Origin of the sequence: Mycobacterium gordonae, assembly GCF_002101675.1 — a bacterium.
Classification (GTDB): Bacteria; Actinomycetota; Actinomycetes; order Mycobacteriales; family Mycobacteriaceae; genus Mycobacterium; species Mycobacterium gordonae.
In genome coordinates this window covers 1-3,356 of sequence record NZ_LQOY01000239.1, presented here as the reverse complement: position 1 = coordinate 3,356, position 3,356 = coordinate 1, and the positions used below count along the sequence as shown (strand labels likewise).

The following is a 3,356-nucleotide window of genomic DNA, read 5'->3' as shown; positions in this document are numbered from 1 at the left end:
GAACAAGATCACGAACAACGCCGAAACGTCAAGCGTGTCTTGAGAACAAACCGTCAAAGATGTCTTGAGACGAAACATCGACAGTTCAGGGCGCGCGCACCGGAACCGGGAAAGGTCGTCAGGCCGCCCTATCATTACCCAAGGTGCTGCCGACAATGCCAGGTGCTGGTCGTGCGCACCGACACCGGCCAGAACCTCCTAATGAATCGCCCTGGTTCTGCCGGAGACTCGGGCTATTGGATTCCGATCAGTGGTTGGTCGGTCCGTTGTGCATCGTAGAACGCGGCTTCGAACTCGACCGGTGGAATGTCGTTGAGGTAGCCGTGGAGGCGGCTGGTGTTGTGCCAGTAGACCCAGCCCAGGGTGGCCAGCTCGACGTCCTCGACGGTCCTCCACGGCGCGCTGCGGGCGGGCCCGTAGATCAGCTCGGCCTTGTAGTAGCCGTTCACCGTCTCCGCCAGAGCGTTATCGAAGCTGTCCCCGATCGACCCGATCGAGGGGACCGCACCAATCTCGGCGAGCCGCTCGCCGTAGCGGATGGACGTGAACTGCGATCCTGCATCGGAGTGACATGTCAAGCCCGCCAACAGGTTTCCGCGTGACCAACGCGCCATCTCCAGCGCATCGAGCACCATCGTGGTGCGCATGTGCGTGGCGACTCGCCAGCCGACGATTATCCTGCTGAAGGCATCGATGATAAAGCAGACGTAGGCCACCCCAGCCCAGGTCGGCACGAACGTCAGATCCGTCACCCAGAGCTGATTCGGCGCGGTCGCAGTGAACTTCCGCCCTACCAGATCGGGGTGTCGCGCCGCGGCGGGATCCGGCGTGGTGGTGCGTACGCGTTTGCCGCGCCGCGCCCCTGCGATGCCGGCGGTACGCATCAGCCGTGCGACCTGATCCCGGCCGACGTCGTGGCCGGCCCGACGTGCCGTTTTCCACAGCTTGCGGGCCCCGTATACCCGGTAGTTGTCCTCCCAGAGTCCTACCAGGACCGGCCCAAGCTCTGCGTCGCGTTGGGCGCGCGCTGACGGGGCACGGGTCTTGGTGTCGTAGTAAGTGCTCGGGGCCATCGACACCCCTGCAGATCGCAGGACGGTGCAGATGGGCTCGACCCCGAACTCCTCGCGGTGGGCGTCGATGAAGTCCACTATTTCTTGTGTTGGCGGTCGAGCTCCGCCCCGAAGAAACTCGCCGCTCGCTTCAGAATTTCGTTGGCGCGCTTGAGTTCTCGGTTCTCTTGTTCCAGCTCCTTGATCCGGGCAGACTCCGCGCTGGACACCCCGGGAGCGTACTCGTCGTCGATGTCGGCTTGGCGCACCCAGGAACGCACCGACTCCACGCCGTACCCCAACTGGCGAGCCACCCGCGACACCGTGCCCTGCTCGGTGCCCAACTCGGCGCGCAGGGCTCGGACCATCCGCACCGCAGCGGCCTTTTCCTCCGGGCTATAGCGACGCGCCGTGGGCTTCCCAGACGACTGTTCCTTCGGCATACCTGCATCCTCGTTTCCAAGGTCAGGAGCCTCCGGGATTTCCAGGGCGATTCATAACGTGGCCCGCCGGCTACCGCGAGTAAGCCCCAACATTGATCGCCTACCCTCGCGATTCAATGGAACTCCCGCCATGTCCCCACCACAGGGCAAGATTGGCTCCTATGCACATCCGTAGCCAACTACGCAAAGTTTTGAGCGACCTTCAGTCCGACGACCTCGGCCGCAAACGTCAAGCCGCGGAGTCGTTTTGCTCACTCGCCAGGTCTGATCAGCGCCATTTGATCCGCAAGGACGCGCTGGAATTCCTCTGCTCAGTTCTTCGCCAACCCCCCACCGTCGACGTAGGTGCCGCGCAGGAGCACATCGCGGGTGCCCTCGGGGATCTGCTTCAGAGGTCGAGCAGTGATGCCTATCTCAGCCCCGACCTTCGAGGTGCACACCTCTACAGGTCGGTATTGGATCGCTGTTGGTTAGTTGGGGCCAACCTCAGCGGCGCAAACCTCGGCGGTGCCAGTTTCGAGAATTCAGACCTGACCGACGCGCTACTCACCGATGCACATGCACACGCCTTCGAAAGACTCAACCTGGCAAGAGCCGAACTCGTCGGAGCGCGAATGAACCGCCTAGAAGCGCCCAGGGCAATCCTATCTGGCGCGAATGCCAGTGGTGCGCAGGCTATCTCAGCCAACCTAGAAGAAGCCGACGCCCGGGGGTCGATTTGGCTAGGTGCAATGCTTGTCGGCGCTAAGATGGGCGGAGCCAAACTCGGTGACGCCGTCTTGACTGGGGCCAATCTGACCGAGGCCGTTCTCACCGGCTGCGAAATGGTGGGTCGGGGAGTAACGGATCTACGGGGTGCGAACCTAACCAATGCAACAATCGATGACGCTTTGTTGTCGCACGTAGATCTGCGGGGCGCCAATCTCACCGGCGCGACCCTGGGCGGCACGCTTGAGGATCTCCGTCTCGAGGGCGCCATCCTGGCTGGCACGCGCGTCGACCCCGCGTATGCACCACTGATATCCGCATTCCGGTGAAATGGATGGGATGGTTCTGGAAGCTGTTGGACAACCACGCGGTGACTCCGCCGACTTAGCGACTTGCATCGTGCCGTGAGCGGCTCCGGGGGATGAACGCGGAGGCTAGTTGCGAGAGCTCATATCGTCACGGTGACGTAATGTGCGGGCGGGAGAGTGGTGCACGGCTATCGAAACGTTTGTCTCTTCGCATGTCCGGATGTCACAGCTATCGGGCCTGACTGACGAATCTAGTCCCAGTCGCGCCCCGAGCCCGTCCTTTTCGGGCGACCGAAAGCGGTGGGATCTCAACCGCTGAGGCGACGCGGAGCATCAAAATGCAACTCTGGCAATGGAATAAGAAACTGTTTCTACGAATACTGTTGCGCTGCAATGTTTTTCAGCCGATAAGCTATCTTATGTCAAGTAGAGTACCAAACACGCTCTCTCACAGGCATTTTAAATGACCGACCGACGACGACAACAACTAACGTCCGGCCGCAACGCTCCTGGCGTTTCGGCGCCTTTCCGTGCGCCTGCGGGGTTGTGTTACCGGTGCCCGCGGTTGGTCCCCGCCTCGGGCCCCGGTGCGGCACTAGGATGTCGTAGGGTGGTCCGCGGTGGCGCGGTGATGAACAGGCGGGTTGCGTGGGCGAGCAGAGAGGCGCGATCGGGGGCGCGGGCGCCGGCATCTGTGGCGGGGGGTCGGCGAATGGCCCTGTTGATGTGTACCTAGCGCAGTGAGCGCCAGATCGCGGCCCGATCGGTCGGAACTTGTCAAGGCGGATGAGTCCATCGGGTGTTAAGCGGCGGTCGTGTCGGCCTCCTGGGCTGGTGGGTTGATC

At 62.4% G+C, this 3,356-nt stretch carries 2 protein-coding genes and 1 other annotated feature; of the genes, one reads left to right on the top strand and one right to left on the bottom strand.

Annotation, left to right across the window (positions count from 1 at the left end):
• Positions 1–233 precede the first annotated feature (233 nt).
• Positions 234–1,495, bottom strand: a protein-coding gene (locus AWC08_RS30495; protein WP_142283916.1) for an IS3 family transposase whose coding sequence is annotated in 2 segments (ribosomal slippage) — positions 234–1,192 and positions 1,192–1,495 — 1,263 coding nt in all. Because the reading frame shifts where the segments join, the coding sequence is not laid out codon by codon here.
• Positions 1,065–1,196 (bottom strand) — a sequence feature (AL1L pseudoknot). Its footprint overlaps the gene before it by 132 nt.
• Before the next feature lie 161 nt (positions 1,496–1,656).
• Here AWC08_RS30495 and AWC08_RS30490 point away from each other — a divergent pair.
• On the top strand, positions 1,657–2,532 hold the full coding sequence (locus AWC08_RS30490) for a pentapeptide repeat-containing protein (protein WP_159460039.1): 876 nt from the start codon (positions 1,657–1,659) through the stop codon (positions 2,530–2,532).
• Positions 2,533–3,356 lie beyond the last annotated feature (824 nt).